Genomic DNA, 22,069 nt, shown 5'->3' on the forward strand with positions numbered 1-22,069 from the left:
GGCGGCAACATACAGAGTTTGCGACGATCGGCCCGAAACACCGGCGAAAATGCGGCCAGAGGTCGCGAATGCCTAGTTGTAGAGATTGTATTTGGGCCAGTCGCTTTCGGGAATTTCGTCGCCGATCCGGTAGCGGAGCTGCAGGACCTCCATATGGTCCGGCGCTGTCTCGCATTTGAATTTCAGCCGGTACCATTGTCCCTTGCTGCGAAACGCAGCGCCCGGGCTCCTGATCGCATCGGCGCCCATTTCGGGCGTCGCAAAGGCGTAAGCGACGACGCGATCGGCTCTGTATTTGTGGTCGTCGCGGGTAATCCGGTCGAGAATTTCGGCGTCGCATCTCTGCTCCAGCCGGGTTTGCGGATCGAGTTTCAGCAGGCCGGCGTGCAATGCGCTGTCCATCGCGTTGGCCGGCCAAGCCACTATCGTCCATGCGAAAACCGCAGAAAATACTTTATTCATAGGCGGGAGAAGCATCATATTCGGACGGAGAAATCAACCCGATCGGGGGTCACTTCCCGGTCATCTCGACGCAAGCCCAGGAGATTGCTTTCGGGACAAGGCTTCAAATGGCGGAGGGAGTGGGATTCGAACCCACGGTGGGCTTGCACCCACGCCGGTTTTCAAGACCGGTGCCTTAAACCGCTCGGCCATCCCTCCAAGGTGATTTTTCAATCACTTAGGATATCGCGAGAGGGCGGGTTCGAGCAGTCGGTACCGGATTGGCACCAGGACGTTCCCCGACCGGTTCGCGCTTCATTCCTGTAACTCCGCATTCAACACCAAGTCAACCATGGCGACCGCACCTTTGGGCGCGATTCAGGACGGTGAGCAGCCCGGCATGGCGACCTGTGTTTTGTGCTGAGTGTGGAAAATCGTTTTTAAAACCCGCACAGACTATTAATCGTTGTGCGCCGATATGTTGGGCGCATTAAATACATGTAAGTAAATCGTATTCCGGAGTTGATTTTGGCCGTACTTGGCGCTCTCCCGCCCGGTCTTCGCTGTAGACCAATTCGAGAAACCGACTGGGAGGGAGTGGTCGACTGTCTGTGCAGGGGCTTTCCGGCGCGTAACCGGAGTTACTGGATACAGGCTCTGACCCGTTTGTCGCAGCGGCCCGCAGTTGCCGAGTTCCCACAATATGGCTTTGTTTTGGAGCATGCCGGTCGGATCGTCGGCGTTGTGCTCACCCTTTATGCTCGCTACCAGGGGTCGGAGGGCGACGAAATCCGCTGCAATCTTTCAAGCTGGTCAGTCGACGCAGAATTCCGTCCCTACGGCGCCATGTTGGTTGCGGCGGTTCTCAAGCGAAGGGATGTGACCTACACGAACATTTCGCCGGCACAAGCGACATTGAAAGCCAACCGGGCGCTCGGCTTTCGGCTCTTCTCCAGCGGACAATTTACCTTCGTGCCGGCTTTAAGTTCGGCGCAGCGGTCATGTCGCGTGCTCGAAGCGCGTCCCGATCTTCCGGAATTGGCGATGCTGTCCGAGAGTGAGAGATACATACTCTCTGAACACTCCACGCTGGGCTGCCTGTCGTTGATCTGCATTTGCGACGGAGCAGCGTTTCCCTTGGTGTTGATGCCGCGCCGAATGTTGCACGGTCTTATCCGATGCCATCAGATCATCTATTGCCGCTCGCTCGCGGATTTAAGCCGGTGCGCCGGTGCCGTGGGGCGCTTTCTCTTGCGAAGGGGAATCCTGGTTTGCTTTGTCGACGCCAAGGAGCCGATTCCAGGTTTGTTGGGGTGGTACCGCGCCAACAAGGGGCTGAAATACTTCAAGGGCCCCAGACCACCCGCACTTGGAGATCTGACGTTCACCGAGCTTGTGATATTCGGTCCCTGAATCTGCGCTCGGAGACATGCCAACGCCGGGCAGCAAAGCGTGCGGGCACGAATGGCGCTGGTGATCGATACGCGATGATTTTCATGCCGATCGGCGAGACGGTCGTGCCACAATCTCGCCCGGTTCCGACCACAATCGGTTAATACGGTGATAAACAATTCCTGCGCACAAAAGGATTGGGGTTGGGAGTCGCCGGCGTTTCTGGAGTGGGTGCTTTGGCACCGCCAACGTTAAAGCTGCGGTGCCTTCGTCGAGACTGTAGGGGACAATCGAAAATGCAGACTACGGCGCGCCCGCGTCTTCGTCGCGCTTCCGCTTTCGCGCTGTTTGCCTTGTCGGCAGCCTTTCTTGCGGCATGTGCCGGGCCGCAGCAAAAGGCGATGGTCAACAAGAAACCACGCTCCAAGGAATATTTTTCCGAAGCCGAATACGGTGTGAAAGCCAGCCCGCGCGTGATGTTCAAGACGTCTCGCGGACGCGATCAGCTCGGCAGACCCTATCAGGTGCGCGGCAAGTGGTACTATCCAAAGGAAGACAAGCGTTACGCCAAGGTTGGCCTCGCATCCTGGTATGGTGAGGCCTTCCACGGCCGGTTGACCGCCAACGGCGAAGTCTACGACATGGCAGATCTGACGGCGGCGCATCCGACCATGCCGCTGCCGAGCTATGCGCGTGTCACCAACATGAAGACCGGCAGCTCGGTGATCGTGCGCGTCAACGATCGCGGACCCTATCATGATGGACGCATCATCGATGTGTCTAAGCGCGCTGCTGAAATGCTCGATTATGCCAATATCGGTACGGCCGAGGTGAAGGTCGAATATGTCGGCCGTGCGCCGCTCGAAGGCAATGACGGTCAATATCTGATGGCCTCGTACCATCCCGGCAACAAGGCACCGGATCCATCGGACGGTCTGCCCAGCGGTGTCATGGTCGCCATGAATGGGCCGTCGCCGAGCCTGCCGGTAAGCGCCGCGGTGGTGCCGTTCCCCGGTCAGCTGACGAATTCCGGGCAGGCATCGGAAGCTGTCGTTGCGACGCAGGCACCGGCCTCCGGCGATGTGACGCTGCCCGAATTTGGACCGATCGTGCCGGAGCGTCCGGAAATCAACCTGCCGGCGCAATCGCCATTCACTGTGGCGTCGCTGTCCTATGCCAATGAGCGCGTGCAGCGCGCCTCCAACGCCTTCGCCGCGCTGGATGGCGTCGGCATGTCGCCCGCCGAGATTCTTCAATCCTGGAAACGGCAAGCTCCTCCAGCCGGGTCGCCCACGGACTATGTCGCGGCGGGTTCGTTCGAGGATGCCGCCGAAGCCGAGCGGGTGGCGGCCAAACTTTCCAGCTTCGGCAAGACCGAGATCCAGCGCTCCGAACTCGACGGCAAAGGCTGGTACTCGGTCAACCTCTATGCCGACGGCCATGGCAGCCTGGACGAGATGCTGCAGGCCGCGTGGTCGCATGGTGCGCCGGATGCGCTTGCCGTACGCAACTGATGGCGGGTCGCCTGGCTTTCTCGTGCGCGATTGATCCGCCGTGGAAAAGCCTGCTAGCTTCGGCCAACTTGCAAAAGAGCGCCGGCTGACTGGTCGAACCCGATGAAATTTTTCCGTCCTTCCACCGGGCTCATGACGCTCGGCCTGCTGCTGCTCTCGCTTGTGCCGGTCTCAGCACAGCTTTTCGAGACCAAGGCCGCGCAGGCCTTCATGATCGACGCCGAAACCGGCACCGTGCTGTTTTCCAAGGATGCGGACAGGTTGATCCCGCCGGCCTCGCTGGCCAAGCTGATGACGATGGAAGTGGTCTTCGACGCCATCAAATCAGGGCGCATGACGCTCGACGACACTTTCGTGGTCAGCGAGAACGCCTGGCGCAAGGGCGGCGCTCCTTCGGGGACATCGACCATGTTCGCGAAACTCAAGTCGACGATCCGGCTGGAGGACCTGATCCAGGGCGTGACCGTGCAGGCGGCCAATGACGGCTGTATCGTCATCGCTGAAGGAATGGCCGGGTCCGAAGCGAATTTCGCGGCGCAGATGACCGAGCGCGCCCGCCAGATCGGCTTGCAGAAATCGACCTTCGTCAATTCCACCGGTCTGCCGGCCGACGGGCAGCAAACGAGCGTTCGCGAGCTTGCGCTTCTGGCCCTGCATATCTGGCGCAACTACCCGGATCTCTACCGCTATTATGGCCAGAAGGATTTTAGCTGGAACAAGATTTCCCAGAGGAATCGCAACCCGTTGCTGGCCATGGATATAGGCGCCGACGGCCTTGCAGTCGGCGCCAGCGAGCAATCCGGATTCGGCATAGTCGGCTCGGTCAGCCACAATGGAACAAGGATGATTGCGGCAATGAGCGGACTGGCAAACGACCGCGAGCGCGCCGAGGAAGCGCGAAAGCTGCTCGACTGGGGCGTTCGCTCGTTCGAGAAGACGGAGATATTCGCCGAGGACGAAGTGGTTGGCGAAGCCCAGGTCTTTGGCGGCTCCAAATCCGGCGTCGCGTTAAAGGCTAATGGACCCGTGGAGATCTTCCTACCGATCGCCAACCGCGACAAGCTCACCGCCAGGATTGTCTATGACGGACCGGTGGCAGCGCCGGTGGAGGAGGGGCAGCCGGTGGGTACGCTGCGCGTCTGGATCGGCGATACGCTGAGCCAGGAGACGCCGCTTTTTGCCGCCGAGTCGATCGGTGTCGGTTCGTTGCCGCAACGCGCGCTCGATGCCGCCAAGGAACTGGCCGTCGGCTGGCTGCGTTAGCACCGTCGCGGTGGACCTTTTTTCCCGCCGGGACTATACGGTCCCCGAAGTATGGACAAAGGCTTTGGCGCGCGGATTTTTCATCACTTTTGAAGGCGGCGAAGGAGCAGGCAAGTCGACGCAGATCGGGCGGCTGGCAAAGAAGATGCGCGCCAAGAAATACGATGTACTGGTGACGCGTGAGCCGGGTGGCTCGCCGGGCGCGGAGGCGGTCAGGCATGTCCTGCTTTCAGGCGCAGCCGAGCCGTTCGGCCCCAAGATGGAAGCGCTGCTTTTCGCCGCCGCGCGTTCCGACCATGTCGAACAGGTCATCCGGCCGGCAGTCGAGCGCGGCTCGGTCGTGCTTTGCGACCGCTTCATGGATTCCTCTCGCGTCTACCAGGGCGTCACCGGAGGCCTCGACCCGGCATTCATGGACGCGTTGGAGAAGGTCGCCATCAACGGCATGGTGCCGGACATGACGCTGATCTTCGACATCGACCCCGCCGAGGGACTGAGGCGCGCTACCGCCCGACGGGGCAGCAGTGACGGCCCGGACCGCTTCGAGAAGGAAACATTGGCCATCCACCAGCGCCGCCGCGAGGCGTTTCTGACCATCGCCGCGGCTGAACCCGAACGCTGCGTCGTCGTCGATGCATCAGCAGACCCGGACACGGTGGAGGATGTCGTTACCGCCACCGTCTTCGCGGCTCTCGAGAAGATGATGCCGGCGCAAAGCAGACAGGCGGCGCCGGCATGATTTTCGAACGCATCGCACCCGAACAGCACGATACGCTGGACGGGGTGCCGGAGCCATCCGAGACGCCGCGTCTCGTCGGACATCTTCAGGCCGCCGATATGCTTGCCGCCGCCTATCGCTCGGGAAAGCTGCCGCACGCGCTGATCTTTGCCGGGCCGGTCGGCATCGGCAAGGCGACGCTGGCCTTTCACCTGGCGCATCACCTGTTGAAGCACCCGGCCTTCGGGCAGGCGCCGGAAAGCCTTGCCGTTCCCGATCCGGCATCGTCGCTGTTTCGTCAGATCGCCACCGGCGCGCATCCTTCGGTGCTGCATCTTACGCGCCCCGCAAACGACAAGACCAAGAGCTTCAAGACCGTGGTCACCGTCGACGAGATCCGCAAGGTCAGCCGCTTTCTGTCGCTGACCTCGCATGACGGCAGCTACCGGGTGGTTATCGTCGATCCCGCCGACGACATGAACACCAATGCTGCCAATGCCTTGCTGAAGAATCTTGAAGAACCACCGGCGCGCACCTTGTTCATCCTCATCGTCCATGCGCCGGGCAGCCTGCTGCCGACGATCCGCTCGCGCTGCCAGATGGTGCGGTTGGCGCCGCTCGATGCCGAGAGCTTGATGACGGTTCTGGAGGGCATCGAGCCACCGCCACCGGAGGATCCTGCGGCGCGCGCGGCGCTGGCGGAACGGGCAGGGGGCAGCGCCCGCAATGCGATCCTGCTGACGCAATATGGCGGGCTGGAAATCGCCGCCACCCTCGACGCCCTGGTGATGGCCAAAAAGACAGATGTCGCCGGCGCCTACCGTCTTGCCGAGGCGGTCGCCGGCCGCGACCAGGCGATCCCGTTCGAGATATTCAATCGCCGCGCACTTGATCTTCTGTCGGCCGGCGCCAGCCAGGCCGCGCTGGCCGGCGATTTGGCGCGGGCCAAAACGCTGTCGGATACTTGGCACGAGGCTTTGAACGCTATATCTGAAACCGAGACCTACAATCTCGACAAGAAGCAGCACGCCCTGACCATGATCGACCGCCTGAATTCTGCAATGCGAATGTGACGGCCGCTGGCGTGGCTTTGAAGCCCCTGAGTTTTGATCCCAATCAATCGCAGGAACTTCGAAGCCACCACATTGGCGTCGGATGGCAATTGCCGTTTCGATGCGATATCTCACCGCGACATCTTTCATTCAGACATTCATGACGGCTCATCCATGGCACGCGAAAAATACTACGTCACGACGCCGATTTTCTATCCGAACGGCAAGCCGCATATCGGCCATGCCTACAATGTCATCGCCAGCGACACGCTGGCCCGCTTCCAGCGGCTCGACGGCAAGGACGTCTTCTTCGTCTCGGGAACCGACGAGCACGGTTTGAAGATGCAGCAGACGGCGGACGCCGAAGGCTTAGCGCCGAAAGCGCTTGCCGATCGCAACTCGGCGATCTTCCGCTCGATGCTCGAAGCGACCGGTTGCTCGAACGACGTTTTCATCCGCACCACCGAGGAGCGTCATTACAAGGCCTGCCAGGCGATCTGGACGCGCATGGCTGAGAATGGCGACATCTACCTCGACCGCTACCGCGGCTGGTATTCGGTGCGGCAGGAAGCCTATTTCGACGAGGCCGAAACCAAGGTCGGTGACGACGGCGTGCGCCGCGAACCACTCGGCTCGCCCGTCGAATGGACCGAGGAAGAGAGCTATTTCTTCCGCCTTTCCGCCTATCAGGACAGACTGCTCGCGCTCTACGAGAACAGCCCCGAATTCGTCGGACCGGCGGAGCGGCGCAACGAAATCATCAGCTTTGTCAAATCCGGCCTGAAGGATCTGTCGATCTCGCGCACCACATTCAAATGGGGCGTGCCGGTGCCCGGCGATGAGAAGCATGTGATGTATGTCTGGGTCGATGCACTAACCAACTACATCACCGCCGCCGGCTATCCGGATCCGGCCAATGAGAGATGGTCTTTCTGGCCGGCAAACGCCCACGTCATCGGCAAGGACATCATCCGCTTCCACGCGGTCTACTGGCCGGCATTCCTGATGTCGGCTGGCATCGAATTGCCGAAGCGCGTGTTCGCGCATGGTTTTCTGTTCAACCGTGGCGAGAAAATGTCGAAGTCGGTCGGCAATGTCGTCGATCCGTTCGCGATGATCGAGCACTACGGCCTTGACCAGGTGCGCTATTTCTTCATGCGCGAAGTGCCGTTTGGCCAGGACGGCAGCTACAGTCACGATGCCATCGTCAACCGCACCAATGCCGATCTTGCCAACGATCTCGGCAATCTGGCGCAGCGCTCGCTGTCGATGATCGCCAAGAACTGCGGCGGCGTGGTGCCTAAGCGCGGCGAATTGAGCAATGCCGACAAGGCGATCCTCGATCAGGCCAATGCCGCCCTTGTCACGGCGCGCAGGACGATGGCCGACCAGGGCATCCATCTGGCGCTGGCGGCGATCTTTGGCGTGGTGGCGGAAGCCAACCGCTATTTCGCCGGCCAGGAGCCATGGGCGCTGAAGAAGACCGATCCGGCACGCATGGAAACGGTGCTGTGGACGACGGCTGAAGTGATCCGGCGTGTCGGGCTGCTGTGCCAGCCCTTCATTCCGGAGTCGGCGGCAAAGCTGCTCGACCTTTTGGCGGTGCCGGCGGACAGCCGCGATTTCGCGAATGTCGCCGAGGCTCACGCGCTGGTATCCGGCACGGCACTGCCGGCGCCGGAACCGGTATTTCCACGCTATGTCGAGCAAACGGATACAAGCGCCTGATGCTGGTCGACAGTCACTGCCATCTCGACTTTCCGGATTTCGCCGAGGAGCGGGCGGCCATCGTCGCCCGCGCCCTTGCGGCCGGTGTCGGCCGCATGGTGACGATCTCGACGCGGGTGAAGCGGTTTCAACAAGTGCTTGAGATTGCGGAGACTTTCGATGAGGTCTATTGCTCGGTCGGTACCCATCCGCACAATGCGGCCGAAGAGCTTGATGTGACTGTCGAGGATCTGGTGCGGCTGTCCGATCATCACAAGGTGGTGGCGATCGGCGAGGCCGGGCTCGATTATTTCTACGATCATGCGCCGCGCGATGCACAGGCGCAGGGCTTTCGCACCCACATCGCCGCGGCTCGTGAGACCGGTCTGCCGCTGGTCATCCATTCACGCGACGCCGACGACAACATGGCTGATATCCTCGAAGAAGAAACAGGGAAGGGCGCCTTCCCCTTCATCTTGCACTGTTTTTCATCGGGGCGCCGGCTGGCCGAGATCGGCGTGGCGCTCGGCGGCTACGTTTCGTTTTCCGGCATCCTGACTTTCAAGAACTCCGCCGAGCTGCGCGCCGTCGCCGCCGATGTGCCGCGCGACCGTCTGCTGGTCGAAACCGACGCGCCATACCTTGCGCCGATCCCGTTTCGCGGCAAGCGCAACGAGCCTGCCTATGTCGCGCATACAGCCAAGGTGCTGGCCAACACGATCGGCGTCAGCGAGGCCGAGATCGCTGCTATCACCACCGACAATTTCTTCCGGTTGTTCAGGAAAATGCCGCGCCCGAGCGCGCCGGGCGCCTGACGCATGAGCGATCGGTTGCGTCTTACCGTCCTCGGCTGCGGCTCATCGCCGGGCACGCCACGCATCACCGGCGACTGGGGTAATTGTGATCCGACCAACCCAAAGAACCGGCGCATGCGCACCGCAGCGCTCGTCGAGCGGATCGCGGCGAATGGCGCCAGGACCACGGTCGTCATCGACACCGGCCCGGATTTTCGCGAGCAGATGCTGCTGGCATCGGTCAGGCGCATCGATGCGGTCGTCTATACGCATCCGCATGCCGACCACATCCACGGCATCGACGATTTGCGCGGCTTCGTGCTCGAGCAGCGCCACCGGATCGACATCCATGCCGATCAGGTTACCATGCTGCGGCTGAGGGAAGCGTTCCGCTACTGTTTCGAAACACCGAAAGGCAGTTCGTATCCGCCGATCGTCAACGCCCATATCATCGACCACAACAGGCCGGTGGTGATCGAAGGCGAGGGCGGCGCCCTCACCATCGAACCGCTGCCGCAAATCCACGGCGACATCATCTCGCTGGGTTTTCGTATCGGCAATCTCGCTTATTGCCCTGACATCAGCGACTTTCCGGGAGCGACAGCCGAGCGTATGCGCGGGCTGGACATGCTGGTCATCGACGCGCTGCAATACACCTTCCATCCGAGCCATCTGTCGCTTGGCCAGGCGCTCGGCTGGATCGAAAGACTGGCGCCGAAGAACGCGGTGCTGACGCATATGCATGTGCCGCTCGACTACGCCACGGTAATGGCCGAGACGCCGGCCAACGTCGAGCCTGCCTATGACGGCATGACGATCGAAATCCCTTACAAATCAGCGTAAAGGACCAAGGTTTTCATAGCTGGGTTACAGAGTTCGCTCCAAACCGCCCAGCGGCTCGCTTATGCTATCTTCGCCACGTCCTATCGGCCATGTCAGTTCCATAATCTATCTTATGCGACTGAAGCCTGTAGCGTCCACTGAAGCCTGTAGCGTCAGTTGGCAGCGAGACAGCATTTGTGGGGCAACGGCGTGCTAGGTTGCGAATCATGAACACACTGCTTGCAAGTCTTGCCCTCACCCTCGCCTGCGCATTCACTGACGCGCGAGCGCAGGACTTTGATCGTGCGCCAGGCGAGAATGACCTGGCTTTCGCGAAACGTGTGGTTGGGTTCGCGGACAACGCTGATCCGCACACCACAGCCGTGACCTGGAACGGCCTCCAGACACTGTTCGTCGATTACCAGACCACTGAGGAATATCCGGAACGCCCACTCGTCGCACTACAGCAGCAACCCGACGGGTACCGTACAATCCAGGTCACGCTTGGCGAACACGAAGGCGGCACGCCAGAGATTACAGCGCTCGGCCTCGTCAACGCCGATCACGATCCGGCAAAGGAACTGACTGTCATACTTGCCTGGCCTGTTTCGCACTACGACGTTTCGGGGACGCTCTACGAAGTTCGCATCTTCGACGCCCCCAAACCGGGCCAGAAGGCGCTGACGCAATTGAAAGTGAGCCAAAAGTTCGACGCCACCTGCGACTGCGGATGGCGCGACGGCACGACGAAGCGTTTCCGTTTCAAGACGATCAGGGCGGTCAAGGCTGAATTGAAGCGCTTGGGCGATTAGCCGCCGGCGAGGGCTCGCTTGCCGGATGCTGCCTCCGCCTACCCGGTGACCGGCAATCGTCACGAGCGCCGGCACAGGCTGGGTCGCTCGTCAGAATTCCATATCCCCGAAGTCACCGCCATTATCGGAGCTGGCATCGTCTGCCTGGTCGGCTTCGTCCGGCTGCGGTGCCGGCCGTTCGGCTGCCTGCGCTTCGCTGCCGCCAAACATGCCGGCGATCGCATTGCCGAGCAGCACGCCGCCTGCCACCCCCATCGCGGTCTGCGCGGCGCCGGCAAGGAACCCGCCGCCGGCCCGCTGTGACTGGTCTTGTGGCTCCTCCGCGGCAGCAGAGGCGGTGCGCGCTATCCGCGGAACCGAGCCTGAGCGCCTGCCGCCGCTGCGGCCGAAGAAGCCACTGAGCGGTCCACCGCCGGCAGGCTGCCGCGCCTGCTCCTCCAGCTCTTCGATGCGCGCCTGCGCTGCGTTCAGGGCCCGCTCCTGCACCACGATCGTCTGTGCCATGTAGTATGGCGCCCCAGGCTGCTGGGTGATCTGGTCCTGGATCAAGCGTTCCGCTTCGGCATCGCGCGGCGGCGCCTGGCGCTCGACATTTGCGAGCTTCTCGAAGAGCTGTCCGATCGCCTGCTGGTCGTTTCTGTCCATGATGTACTATTCCGGTCTCGGTCCGACGCGGCTATTCGCGCTCGCCGGTGAAGTTCAGCAACAGCTGGAAGATGTTGACGAAGTTCAGATAGAGCGAGAATGCACCAAAAACGGCGAGCTTTTGCTGTGTTTCGGCGCCGAAGTTTTCGGCGTACTGCTCCTTGATCGTCTGCGTGTCCCAGGCCGTGAGCCCGACGAAGACGGCGATTCCGATCACCGAGATCGCAAACTGCAGCGCTGTCGAACCCAGGAAGATATTGACGATGCTGGCGATCACCACGCCGATCAGGCCCATGATCAGGAAGGACGAGAACTGCGTCAGGTCGCGACTGGTTGTATAGCCATAAAGGCTGGTGGCGCCGAACATGGTGGCGGCGATGAAGAAGGTGCGGGCGATGCTGGTGCCGGTAAAGACCAGGAACACGGAAGCCAGCGACAGACCCATGACCGCGCAGAACGCCCAGAACATTGCCTGGGCCCCGGCCGCCGACATCGTCTGCATACGGAACGAGAACAGCAGCACAAAGGCCAGCGGCGCCAGCATCACCACCCATTTCAGCGGGGTGGAGAAGATCGGCACGTAAAGGGCGGGCGTGGAGGCCACCACGAGGGCGATCACGCCCGTAACGACGAGGCCAAGGCCCATGTAGTTATAGACGCGCAGCATGTGCCGGCGCAGGCCTTCGTCGTAGACGGCTCCGGCTCGGGCTCTGGTCCCAATGTATCCCAGATTGTTCATTTGGTTCTCCTTCTTAGAGGTAGTCGATCAGTAGAGTGTTTTGGCGAGCGCTTCGGCCGTGCGATCGAGGCCGCGGACATCGCTACGTGCGACGACTGCGTAGGCGACCTCGCCGATCTGGAAATAGGCCGAGGAAACCTCGCCCGACGGAACGACAGTCGGCTTGACGACGTCGAATGTTCCGGGCCGGATGGCGAACAGCGAGAGCAGCCCCATCTCTTTTGTCTCGACAGCCATCTCGACGCTCGGGCCGAACTGCGATGGGTAGATCTGCACGTCACGGACCGTCCAGTCCGTTGGCAGCGATGGCATGACGATCGCCGTGGCGGCGCGGATTTCGTCGGCATTGTAGCCGGGCGCCTCGAGTTGTGACGACATCGCCTCGCGCACGAGCGTCGTCCGATGCGCCCGGACTGCGTCCTCCACATAGGCGGGCGGATGGGTCGAAGCGACGACTTCCGTCACCGATATCGGTCCGATGAGCCCGTTCGCAAGCCAGCCGGCGGCGACGAAAACAGCGACAGCCGCCGCGCGCTGCAAAGCACCAAGGACACGGCCGCGCGCTAACCCCCGCTCCAGCCGCCGTGCCGCATCAGCCGTCGCCGGCCGCGCCATGCCTTTCGATCCGGCAAGCGCCACGCGCAGCTCGTCACGCGTCCTCAGATCAGTCATCACCCGCGCGGCCGCTTCCGGGCGAGCCGAAAGGAACGCCTCGACCTCGATGCGACGAGCAACGTCCAGCTGATCGTCGACATAGGCGTCGAGATCGGTGTCGGTGACGGGATCGCGCAGTTGGTTCATGATCCACCTCCGACGATCTTCAGATGGCTTTTCGTGCGTGCCGGTGCCGCGTCCTCCATCTCGCGGAGTGCCGCACGCGCCCTGCCGATGCGCGACATCAGCGTGCCAAGCGGCACGCCGCTAACCTCGGCCGCCTCGCTGTAGCTAAGCCCCTCGATGGCGACGAGATGCAGCGCGCAACGTTGCTCTTCCGGCAATGTGAAAAAAGCGTCGCGCACCTGTGCCAGCCGGACGGAATGTTCCTGCGGAGCCTGGACGCTGGCCTCGGTGAGATGGCCGGCCTGTTCGATGCGCACCGCTTCGGATTTGCGGGATCGCAAGCCGTCGATGAACGCATTGTGGACGATTGACAGCAGCCATACGCGAAGATTTCCGCCTGAGCGGAAGCTGCCGCGTCGCTCATAGGCACGCACCAGCGCATCATGCACCAGATCCTCTGCATCGGCGCTGTCGCGCGTCAGCGAGCGTGCGTAGCGGCGCAGCGAACCGAGCTGTCCCAGAATATCGAAGCGTGGCATCGGCCGTTTCATGTCCTGTTTACGGAGCAGGTCGGGGTTTTAATCCCGCTCTCCCCGAATTTTTTCGGCTCGCCGCGCTCTCGTCCTGGGAGATCTCGGGCCTGCCCTCGCCCGGCAGATAGTATCGGCCGCCCTCGAGGCAAACCGGCGCCGAGTTGGCGCATATGAAACCGCTGGCAAAGCACGGCCGGTTTGCGTATCACTCCGCCGCCAACGGAACCTTATCGATGTTCGAAAATCTCCAGCCCGCGCCCGCCGACAAGATCCTTGCCTTGATCGGGCTCTATCGCGCCGACCCGCGTCCCGACAAGGTCGATCTTGGGGTCGGCGTCTATAAGGATCGCGACGGCAAGACGCCGGTGATGCGCGCGGTGCGCGAAGCCGAAAAGCGGCTGCTGCGAGGCCAGGACACCAAGACCTATCTCGGCCTTGCCGGCGATACCGCCTTCAACGCGGCAATGGCTAGGTTGGTGTTCGGCCCAACCGCCGACATGACGCGCATTCGTGCGGCACAGGCGCCCGGCGGCTCCGGCGCGCTGCGGCTGGTGGCAGAGCTGCTGAAAAGGACCCGCGCCGACGCGACGGTCTGGCTATCGGATCCGACATGGCCGAACCACATGCCGGTGATGCGCGCCGCTGGCCTGCAGATACGCGAGTACCCCTATTTCGACGTTGCTTCTGGTGCGGTTCGCTTCGACGACATGCTGGATGCGTTGAGAACCGCGAATCCCGGCGACGTCGTGCTGTTGCATGGCTGTTGCCATAACCCGACGGGCGCCAATCTAGACATCTCGCAATGGGCTGCCGTTGCCGATCTCGTCGTTGAGCGTGGTCTGCTGCCCTTTGTCGACATCGCCTATCAAGGCTTTGGCGAGGGGCTTGATGCGGATGCCGCCGGCTTGCGCCTGCTGGCGGCGAAAGTTCCGGAAATGGTCGTTGCCTCGAGCTGCTCGAAGAACTTTGCCGTCTATCGCGACCGCGTTGGTGCAGCGCTGATCATGGCGAAAGACGGTGCGCAGGCGGATATGGCGATGGGCCAGATGCTGTCGGCGGCGCGCGCCATGTATTCGATGCCGCCGGACCATGGCGCGGCTGCGGTGCGCATGGTGCTCGAGGACGCTACGCTGCGGGCCGACTGGGAAGCAGAGCTTGAAGAGATGCGCCTGCGCATGCTGCGGCTGCGCGTCCAGTTCGCCGAAGCGCTGCGGCGGCAGTCCAACTCCGACCGTTTCGATTTCGTCGCCAGCCATCGCGGCATGTTTTCCCGGCTTGGCCTGTCGGAAGCGCAAGTCGAGCGGCTGCGCGCCGAGCATGGCATCTACATGGTCGGCGACAGCCGCATCAACGTTGCCGGCCTGCCCGAGGACGGCATGGACGCGCTCGCCAAGGCGATTGTCTCCGTGCTCGACTGATACTTTTTGCTTGACCATGATCTTTTCCGAAAACCGGCTTCCACGATCATGGTCTGGCCGCCGATCTGTGGACAAGGCGCCCTCACCGGCTGAAGCCGTTGGCCGCACAGCCGTGTACAGGATAGCGTTTCCCAGATGAAACCCTCGAAAGACATTTCCCGGCTGATCGAGATCATGGCAGCGCTGCGGGCGCCGGAAACCGGCTGCCCGTGGGATATCGAGCAGGACTTTTCGACAATCGCGCCATACACGGTAGAGGAAGCCTACGAAGTGGCGGACGCCATCGCGCGGGGCGACCTGGACGATCTGCGCGATGAACTCGGCGATCTCCTGTTGCAAGTGGTCTACCACGCGCAAATGGCCGAGGAGGCCGGCGAATTCTCATTCGGCGATGTGGTCGAGGCCATCACCACAAAAATGATCCGCCGCCACCCGCATGTTTTCGGCGACGAAAAGGCGCGCAGCGCCGGCATGGCGAAGGGCATGTGGGAAAAGATCAAAGCGGAGGAAAAAGCGGAGAAGCGCAGCGCCCGCCTCGTCCGAGGGCTCGACCCCGAGGACCATGGCAAGGGCTTTCTCGACAGCGTGCCGGTCGCCCTGCCCGCGCTGACCCGGGCCCTCAAACTGCAGGAAAAGGCCGCCCGCGTCGGCTTCGACTGGAGCGAGGCGGCACCGATCCTCGAAAAGATCGAGGAGGAGATCGGCGAATTACGCGAAGCGCTGGCCAAAGGCGACAGCGCACCGATCAAGGACGAGTTCGGCGACATGCTGTTTGCGATCGTCAATCTCGGCCGGCACCTCAAAATCGATTCCGAAGCGGCACTCAGCGGCACCAACGAAAAATTCCGGTCGCGCTTCCACCATGTCGAGCAGGCGCTGCAAGCGTCGGGAAACAACCTCGAAGAGGCGACGCTGGACGAGATGGAAGCGCTCTGGCAGCAGGCAAAAAGCGCGAAATAAACGCCCTACCCATTGTTTTGACGTCGCAATCGGCTTTCTATCTCTTGTCGAGCACTGTGTGTGGCCTTGAGCGCGATAGTCACGCTGCCATCCTCATTGTCATCACGCGAGACGATGTCGCCGTTGCGGTAAAGCCAGTCGACGACGCCGAGTTGGTCGGCCTTGAGCGTGACCGTGAACGTCTCCAGTTCGCCCGACATCATCGTCTCGATGATCGCCTTCAGCGCATCGATGCCTTCGCCGGTAACCGCCGATATGGCGATAGGCGGCGCCTTCCTGCCGTCAGCACCATCGGCAAGCAGCCGCGCGCGGTTGCCCTCGTCGAGCCGGTCGATCTTGTTCCACACTTCGATGACGCGCTTGCTATCGCGGGCATCAACGCCGAGATCGGCAAGGATGCGCTCGACATCTTCGGCCTGTGCGGCCGTATCGGGGTCGGAGATATCGCGCAGATGAATGACGAGGTCTGCCTCGACCACTTCCTCCAGTGTCGCCCTGAAGGCCGCGACCAGATGCGTTGGCAGGTCGGAAATGAAGCCGACCGTATCGGAAAGGATGACCGGCGTTCCGTGCCGCAGGCGCACGCGGCGCAGCGTCGGGTCGAGCGTGGCAAACAGCATGTCTTCCGCCAGCACCCCTGCTCCGGTCAGCCGGTTGAACAGCGTCGACTTGCCGGCATTGGTGTAGCCGACGATCGCCACCACCGGAAACGGCACCTTCTTGCGCTTGGCGCGGTGCAGGTCGCGGGTGCGGCGCACCGTTTCGAGCTCATGCTTCAGCTTGGTGATCTTGTCCTGCAACACACGCCGATCCGACTCGATCTGCGTCTCGCCAGGGCCGCCGAGAAAGCCGGCGCCGCCGCGCTGGCGCTCAAGGTGGGTCCAGCTCCGCACAAGGCGGCCCTTCTGGTAGTTGAGATGGGCAAGGTCGACCTGCAGCGTGCCTTCCTTGGTGCGGGCGCGCTCGCCGAAAATCTCCAGGATCAGCCCGGTGCGGTCGAGCACCTTGGCGTTCAACTCTTTTTCGAGATTGCGCTGCTGTACCGGTGTCAGCGGATGATCGACAATGACCACTTCCGCGTGCCCCTCTTTGACGATCTCGGCGAACTCCGCGACCTTGCCGCTGCCGAGCAAGGTCGCCGGGCGTGGATCGTTGACGGTCACCACTGCCGTGTGGACCAGGTCAAGGTCGATGGCGCTGGCGAGGCCGACCGCCTCGTCGCGACGGGCCTCGGCGGAACGGGTCAGGCGCGGGCGATTGGTGTCGTCGTTGCCACGCGGCTGCCGGGTAAGCACCGGCACGATGACCACCGCCCGGGTCGGACCGTTGGCCTCTGTCCCGGTCTGATGTGCTGGTTTTCCGCGAACGCTGCGGTCCGCGTCTTTCTCACGTGCCAATCAGGCGCCCTGGCTTTCCTCACCATCGAACATCTGAACCGGCTGGCTCGGCATGATCGTGGAAATGGCGTGCTTGTAGACGAGCTGGGAATGGCCGTCGCGACGCAGCAGAACGCAGAAATTGTCGAACGAAGTGACCACGCCGGTCAGCTTCACGCCGTTGATGAGAAAGATGGTGAGTGGGTTTTTGCTCTTGCGAACTGAATTCAGGAACAGGTCCTGAAGATTTTGCGATCGTTCCGCCATTGTTCTTGTCTTTCGCCGATCCCCTTCGGTTTGCAAGCCAATGCGCCAAATTAGCTGGCACATGTCAAGCACGCAAACACCATCTTGCCGTCAGTAACGACAAGCAGAACGAGATATATTGATGTTCATTCCATCTGTGCGGTTATCAGGCTGGACTTTTTTCCGCAACGTCAAAAAAGGCCCGCCGTAGTGAAACTGTTATCGAGCCCGGGTGGCCGTTGGCGACGGGAGCGCCATCGATTGCCACCACCGGCATGGCGATCGTGGTCGCGGAGCTGATGAAAACCTCGCGCGCGGCCTTGGCCTCGGCAACCGAAAAGCCGCGCTCCTCGATCTTCAGGCCGAGCTTGGCGGCGACATCGAACAGTGTCGTGCGGGTGATACCGCGCAGGATGCCATGCTCGGCCGGCCGCGTCACCAGCACGCCGTCCCTGGTGATGATCCAGGCGTTCGACGATCCACCTTCCTTGACGGTGCCGTCAACATCGACGAACCACGCCTCCTGGGCGCCTGCTTCCTTGGCTTTCTGTTTGGCCAGCACGTTCGGCAACAGGCCGACCGACTTGATATCGACCCGATCCCACCGGTTCTCCGGCACCGTGATAACCCGGATCCCGCTCTCGGCCCGCTTCGCGGCAGCTGCAGGATCGGCTTTTTTGGCGGTCACCACCAGCGACGGCTTCGTGCCCGCCGGCGGGAAGAAAAACTCACGGCTGGCGACACCGCGTGTCACCTGGACATAGACCAGGCCGTCGACGACATGGTTGCGGCGCACCACCTCACCCATGACGAGCGGCAGCACGCCGCGCGTGATCGGCCAGTCGATCGAGAGTTCGGTGAGCGAGCGGTTCAATCGGGCGAGATGGCGCGGCATGTCGACGATGAAGCCCCGCGCCACCTCGCAGACCTCGTAGACGCCGTCGGCGAATTGATAGCCACGGTCCTCGATGTGCACGGAAGCTTCGGCGTGAGCGACATAGCGTCCGTTCACATAGGCAATGCGCGGCATGGATAACCCTTGGAGAAGTCAGCGCATGAGCCCGAAAATCGGAATCGATTTCGGAAAGGATCATGCGCAAAAATCAAAATGCTACAGCCTCCTTTGTGCGTCCCAAAGACGCGCGGCGCTGCAGTGCTCTTATGCGATTCCACGACCGCCGTAACCGGTAATTGCGTGGGCCACGGCTGGTTTGGCTCTCAGACGCCCAGCGACTTCAGCTTGCGGTGCAGTGCAGAGCGTTCCATGCCGATAAACTCTGCCGTCTTCGAGATGTTGCCGCCAAAACGGTTGATCTGGGCGATCAGATAGTCCTTCTCGAATTGTTCGCGTGCTTCACGCAGCGGCAGTGCCATTATGTGCTGATCGGACTTGGTTGGAGTGCGCGGCATGACGTCGCCGATCTCGGCTGGCAGGAGGTCGGCGGTGATCGGCGCATCGACATCGTCGCCGCGCGCCAGGATCATCAGGCGCTCGACATTGTTGCGCAACTGCCGAACGTTGCCCGGCCAGTTGTGCGCCTGCAGCACCGCCAGCGCGTCGTCGCCGATGCGGCGCGGCTTGATGCCGGCCTGGCGAGCGATCTGCTTCATGAAATTGTCGACCAGATAAGGAATGTCCTCGCGACGCTCGGCCAGTCCCGGCACCATGACCGGAACCACGGCCAGGCGATGATAAAGGTCCTCACGGAAACGGCCGTCGGCGATCATGGCTTCCAGGTTCTGCGAGGTCGACGAGATGATGCGTACGTCGACCTTGACCCGCTTGGTGCCCCCTACCCGCTCGAACTGCTGTTCGACCAGCACGCGCAGGATCTTGTTTTGCGTCTCACGCGGCATGTCGGCCACTTCATCGATGTAGAGAATGCCGCGATGGGCCTCCTCCAGCGCACCGACCTTGCGTTCGACGCCGTTCGATTCGGTGCCGAACAACTCGATCTCCATACGCTCAGGCGTGATGTTGGCGGCACTCAGCGTCACAAACGGTGCACTCTTGCGCGCCGACAGTGCGTGGATGGCGCGCGCCGCCAGTTCCTTGCCCGAGCCGGAGGGGCCGATAATCATGACGCGGCTGTTGGTCGGCGCGACGCGCTCGATGGTCTGGCGCAATTGGCTCATTGCCGACGACATGCCGATGAGGTCAAAAGTCTCGCCGCTGCGCAGCTTGAGATCCGAAACCTCGCGTCTCAATTTGGACGTTTCAAGCGCCCGTTCGGCAATAAGGATCAGCCTGTCGGCCTTGAACGGCTTTTCGATAAAATCATAGGCGCCGCGGCGGATGGCCGAGACTGCCGTTTCGATATTGCCGTGGCCCGAGATCATCACCACCGGCAGGTTCGGGTGCATCGTCTTGATCTCGTCCAGCAAAGCGAGGCCATCGAGCCGCGAACCCTGCAGCCAGATGTCGAGGAAGATCAGCCTGGGTGCCCGGTCGGCAACCACCGCCAGCGCGCTGTCGGCGTCAAACGCCGTGCGGGTTTCGTGACCTTCGTCGCTCAGGATACCGGCGACGAGTTCGCGGATGTCTTCCTCGTCGTCGACGATGAGAATATCAGACGCCATTACCGACCTTTTCAGTTTCTTTTTCGTGTTCCGTCTTGCTTTCGCCGCGTATCGGAACGGTGGCGGCAACCGGCAGGATGATGCTGATCATCGCACCCCGCCCATCGTGGAATTCCGCTGGTGCATCGTGCAATTCGAGTCGCCCGCCATGGTCCTCCACGATCTTCTTGACGATAGCGAGGCCAAGCCCGGTGCCTTTCTCGCGTGTCGTCATGTAAGGCTCGAGCAAGCGCTGCCGGTTTTCGCGCGGCAAGCCCCTGCCGTTGTCGATGACGTCAATTCGAATCGCGCCATTCTGACGCCCGGCTTGAATCCGGATTATGCCGTGCGGACGATCCTCTGCATCAAGTCCGTCGATAGCTTCGGCAGCATTCTTGATGACGTTGCCGAAAGCCTGCGCCATCAGGCGGCTGTCGAACGTGCCTTTGAGCGGCTCATTGCCGAAGACGCGCTCGAAGATGATGTCGGCGCGGCTCACTTCGACCAGGAACGAGGCCTCCCGCAACGAATCGCGCAGATCGATGGCCTTCATTTCTGGTTTCGGCATGCGGGCGAACGCTGAGAACTCGTCGACCATGCGGCCGATGTCCTCCACTTGCCGGATGATGGTGTCGGTGCATTGATCGAAAACCTCACGGTCCTCGGTGATGACCTTGCCGTAACGGCGCTTGATACGCTCGGCCGAAAGCTGGATCGGCGTCAGCGGGTTCTTGATCTCGTGGGCGATGCGCCGCGCCACGTCGGCCCATGCAGAGGAACGCTGTGCCTGGACCAGATCGGTAATGTCGTCGACTGTCACGACGTAGGATTTATCCTCCGAACCGTCGTCGCCGGCTTCAATCGTGATCTGCACGTTGAAGGTCCGTTCGGTGCCGGCACGATAGAAGGTGACCTGTTCGCGATAGACCGGCTTGCCCGACTTGCGGCCGATCTCGAAGACGCGGCCGACATGCGGTAGCACGGCGGAAAGGTTCTGCCCAAGCGCCGCGGTGGCGGATATGGCCAGCATCGTTTCGGCGGAACGATTGACGATGGTGACGATGCCATATGGATCGACGCCGATGACCCCGGCGGTGACGCCAGCAAGCACAGCCTCCGAAAAGCGCCGCCGCTCGTCGATCAGATCCTTGGCCGACAGGATCTCGTTGCGCTGCGATTTCAGCTCCATCAGCATCTTGTTGAAGGTGTCGCCGAGCGAGGCGACGTCGCCATCGGAGGGGCGGACTGGCACGGCCACATCGAGATTGCCGGTAGCGACCTCGTCGGCCGCGCCGATGAGCTGACGAATCGGCCGCACCAGGCGGTCGGCCACCGCAATGCCGGTCCAGATGGCGGACAGGATGATGATCAGCGTCAGCGACAGATAGGGAAGCGCGAAAGCCACTTGCGAGGTGCGGCGATTGTCTTCGAGACCGCGATATTCTGCGGTGTTGGATTTGACGATCTGTCGTGCCTTGATCACCTCGGGATCGACGAGGCGAATGGTGTAGAGATAGAGCCCGTCGATCTCGCGCAGCTTGACGATGGCCCCCATGATGTTACGGGTGCGCGGCTCGATCAGCACCGGCTTGCCGTTGGCAGCGCTTGCCACAGCGCCCTCCGGCGGCTCCGGCATGGCAAAGTCCGCGTCGGTCTTGGCGCTCATGACGAAGGAACCATCGGGCTTGATGAGTGCTGCGTGTGCCAGGGAGCGTCCAACCGCCTCCTTGTTCATGAGGTCAAGGAAGCCGGTCCGATCGAGGCCGTAAAGCGTGCGCGAAGCGTCGAGGTCGTAAGCCATCGACAACGTCGTGCCCTGAAGATTTCGTGCGTTTTCCTGCACATAGGCGTCGGCGATCGACAACGACGAATTGACGATCGTCTTGGTGCGGATCTCGAACCAGCGGTCGAGGCCGATGTCGAGCGTGATCGACGCGATGATCGCCACCATGATCGCGGGGATGGCGGCGACCAGCGCAAACATCGCCACGATGCGCACATGCAGGCGCGACGCAGCCTTGCCGTGCCGGCGTGCCATCAGGATGCGATGCACTTCGCGGCCGACCAGCAAGATCAGAAACAGGACGAACGCGGCGTTAAGCGCGATCAGCGCCAGCGTCGTCCGCGCGTCGGGCGTGATCGGCGTGGCGCCAACCAGAATGGCGAAGGAGATCGCCGCCGTCACCAGCGCACCGGCAATGGCGACCACGCCGGGCAGCGCAAGCAGCCGGCGACCGTCTCGCGCGCCGGTAGTGCTGAAATGCGGTTTGCTCAGTGTCGGTGCGTGCAGAGCCATGT

At 61.9% G+C, this 22,069-nt stretch carries 21 protein-coding genes and 1 tRNA gene; 11 read left to right on the top strand and 11 right to left on the bottom strand.

The features are described from left to right. Positions 1–72: 72 nt before the first annotated feature. On the bottom strand, positions 73–480 hold the full coding sequence (locus NKJ93_RS02610; protein WP_352587516.1) for a DUF930 domain-containing protein: 408 nt from the start codon (positions 478–480) through the stop codon (positions 73–75). A 90-nt stretch (positions 481–570) separates the two neighbouring features. Further along, positions 571–660, bottom strand: a tRNA-Ser gene (locus NKJ93_RS02615). A gap of 447 nt (positions 661–1,107) precedes the next feature. Between NKJ93_RS02615 and NKJ93_RS02620 the strand changes: the two genes are divergently transcribed. From NKJ93_RS02620 to NKJ93_RS02660, 9 genes are all read left to right on the top strand, one after another. Continuing rightward, positions 1,108–1,854, top strand: a complete 747-nt coding sequence (locus NKJ93_RS02620; RefSeq protein WP_245278523.1) for a hypothetical protein — start codon at positions 1,108–1,110, stop codon at positions 1,852–1,854. A gap of 275 nt (positions 1,855–2,129) precedes the next feature. After that, positions 2,130–3,347, top strand: a complete 1,218-nt coding sequence (locus tag NKJ93_RS02625; RefSeq protein WP_352587519.1) for a septal ring lytic transglycosylase RlpA family protein — start codon at positions 2,130–2,132, stop codon at positions 3,345–3,347. Between the two features lie 132 nt (positions 3,348–3,479). After that, a complete protein-coding gene (locus NKJ93_RS02630) occupies positions 3,480–4,610 on the top strand; it encodes a D-alanyl-D-alanine carboxypeptidase family protein (protein WP_352587923.1) in 1,131 nt (376 codons plus the stop codon). A 64-nt stretch (positions 4,611–4,674) separates the two neighbouring features. Beyond that, entirely contained in the window at positions 4,675–5,349 is a 675-nt protein-coding gene (gene tmk / locus NKJ93_RS02635; RefSeq protein WP_352482558.1) for a dTMP kinase, read from the top strand. Then, positions 5,346–6,401, top strand: coding sequence for a DNA polymerase III subunit delta' (locus NKJ93_RS02640; RefSeq protein ID WP_352494665.1), 1,056 nt, complete (start codon positions 5,346–5,348; stop codon positions 6,399–6,401). The genes tmk and NKJ93_RS02640 overlap by 4 nt, the downstream gene beginning before the upstream one ends. Positions 6,402–6,521: 120 nt before the next feature. Then, on the top strand, positions 6,522–8,108 hold the full coding sequence (gene metG, locus NKJ93_RS02645; protein ID WP_352587926.1) for a methionine--tRNA ligase: 1,587 nt from the start codon (positions 6,522–6,524) through the stop codon (positions 8,106–8,108). After that, entirely contained in the window at positions 8,108–8,902 is a 795-nt protein-coding gene (locus NKJ93_RS02650; protein ID WP_352587521.1) for a TatD family hydrolase, read from the top strand. Before metG ends, NKJ93_RS02650 begins: the two co-directional genes overlap by 1 nt. A 3-nt stretch (positions 8,903–8,905) precedes the next feature. Next, a complete protein-coding gene (locus NKJ93_RS02655; protein WP_023717587.1) occupies positions 8,906–9,724 on the top strand; it encodes an MBL fold metallo-hydrolase in 819 nt (272 codons plus the stop codon). A gap of 206 nt (positions 9,725–9,930) precedes the next feature. Continuing rightward, complete coding sequence (locus NKJ93_RS02660; RefSeq protein ID WP_352587524.1) at positions 9,931–10,515, top strand: hypothetical protein; 585 nt, start codon at positions 9,931–9,933, stop codon at positions 10,513–10,515. A gap of 90 nt (positions 10,516–10,605) precedes the next feature. On the opposite strand, the gene NKJ93_RS02665 is transcribed toward NKJ93_RS02660, so the two are convergent. The 4 genes from NKJ93_RS02665 to NKJ93_RS02680 are packed head-to-tail and all read right to left on the bottom strand — an operon-like array spanning position 10,606 to position 13,230. Continuing rightward, positions 10,606–11,160: a DUF2076 domain-containing protein gene (locus NKJ93_RS02665; protein WP_352587527.1), complete on the bottom strand. Its 555-nt coding sequence runs from the start codon at positions 11,158–11,160 to the stop codon at positions 10,606–10,608. 31 nt (positions 11,161–11,191) lie between these two features. Next, positions 11,192–11,899, bottom strand: coding sequence for a Bax inhibitor-1/YccA family protein (locus NKJ93_RS02670; protein ID WP_023717585.1), 708 nt, complete (start codon positions 11,897–11,899; stop codon positions 11,192–11,194). Positions 11,900–11,926: 27 nt separating this feature from the next. After that, a complete protein-coding gene (locus tag NKJ93_RS02675) occupies positions 11,927–12,700 on the bottom strand; it encodes an anti-sigma factor family protein (protein ID WP_023717584.1) in 774 nt (257 codons plus the stop codon). Further along, positions 12,697–13,230, bottom strand: a complete 534-nt coding sequence (locus NKJ93_RS02680) for a sigma-70 family RNA polymerase sigma factor (protein ID WP_023717583.1) — start codon at positions 13,228–13,230, stop codon at positions 12,697–12,699. The genes NKJ93_RS02675 and NKJ93_RS02680 overlap by 4 nt, the downstream gene beginning before the upstream one ends. 215 nt (positions 13,231–13,445) lie before the next feature. On the opposite strand from NKJ93_RS02680, the gene NKJ93_RS02685 reads away from it, so the two are divergent. Together NKJ93_RS02685 and mazG are read left to right on the top strand one after the other, a co-directional pair. Beyond that, positions 13,446–14,630 (top strand): amino acid aminotransferase, encoded by a 1,185-nt coding sequence (locus NKJ93_RS02685; protein ID WP_352587530.1) that lies wholly within the window; start codon positions 13,446–13,448, stop codon positions 14,628–14,630. A gap of 135 nt (positions 14,631–14,765) precedes the next feature. Next, on the top strand, positions 14,766–15,590 hold the full coding sequence (gene mazG / locus NKJ93_RS02690; RefSeq protein WP_023717581.1) for a nucleoside triphosphate pyrophosphohydrolase: 825 nt from the start codon (positions 14,766–14,768) through the stop codon (positions 15,588–15,590). A 5-nt stretch (positions 15,591–15,595) separates the two neighbouring features. On the opposite strand, the gene hflX is transcribed toward mazG, so the two are convergent. From hflX to NKJ93_RS02715, 5 genes are all read right to left on the bottom strand, one after another. Then, on the bottom strand, positions 15,596–16,987 hold the full coding sequence (hflX, locus tag NKJ93_RS02695; RefSeq protein WP_023717580.1) for a GTPase HflX: 1,392 nt from the start codon (positions 16,985–16,987) through the stop codon (positions 15,596–15,598). Continuing rightward, a complete protein-coding gene (gene hfq, locus NKJ93_RS02700; protein WP_006202172.1) occupies positions 16,988–17,233 on the bottom strand; it encodes an RNA chaperone Hfq in 246 nt (81 codons plus the stop codon). A 145-nt stretch (positions 17,234–17,378) separates the two neighbouring features. Beyond that, a complete protein-coding gene (locus NKJ93_RS02705) occupies positions 17,379–18,242 on the bottom strand; it encodes a D-amino-acid transaminase (RefSeq protein WP_023717579.1) in 864 nt (287 codons plus the stop codon). Between the two features lie 188 nt (positions 18,243–18,430). Then, positions 18,431–19,792, bottom strand: coding sequence for a nitrogen assimilation response regulator NtrX (ntrX, locus tag NKJ93_RS02710; RefSeq protein ID WP_352482545.1), 1,362 nt, complete (start codon positions 19,790–19,792; stop codon positions 18,431–18,433). Continuing rightward, on the bottom strand, positions 19,782–22,067 hold the full coding sequence (locus NKJ93_RS02715; protein WP_352587533.1) for a sensor histidine kinase NtrY-like: 2,286 nt from the start codon (positions 22,065–22,067) through the stop codon (positions 19,782–19,784). The genes ntrX and NKJ93_RS02715 overlap by 11 nt, the downstream gene beginning before the upstream one ends. Between the last annotated feature and the right edge of the window lie 2 nt (positions 22,068–22,069).

The organism is Mesorhizobium sp. M0028, assembly GCF_040323855.1.
Taxonomy (GTDB): domain Bacteria; phylum Pseudomonadota; class Alphaproteobacteria; order Rhizobiales; family Rhizobiaceae; genus Mesorhizobium.